The sequence below is a fragment of the Stenotrophomonas sp. SrG genome, from assembly GCF_050031795.1.
Lineage (GTDB): Bacteria > Pseudomonadota > Gammaproteobacteria > Xanthomonadales > Xanthomonadaceae > Stenotrophomonas > Stenotrophomonas rhizophila_A.
In genome coordinates, this window is the sequence record NZ_JBNBBE010000748.1 from 1 (window position 1) to 246 (window position 246).

Genomic DNA, 246 nt, shown 5'->3' on the forward strand with positions numbered 1-246 from the left:
CCCTAATGGCGGTGCGGCGACTAAGGGCCACAGATCTCGAGCAGGCCAGTGCGGTGTGCATGGCGTCCTACATGGAGGCGGTGGCGCCGTCGCTGTCTCCGCTGGGGATTGAGACCTTTACCGGCATCGTGTCGATGACCGGGTTCGCCGACCGCATGTCCGACGACAACGACATGATTGTATTCGAGACCGCCGGGCTGGTTGACGGGGTGGCCGAGCTGATGGGCGGCCAGCACGTGGCGACGC

Annotated in this window: 1 pseudogene; it reads left to right on the forward strand. The window is 65.4% G+C overall.

Annotation, left to right across the window (positions count from 1 at the left end):
- Nucleotides 1–59 precede the first annotated feature (59 nt).
- Nucleotides 60–246: pseudogene (locus tag ACQG3P_RS21555) on the forward strand (GNAT family N-acetyltransferase); the annotation flags it as partial.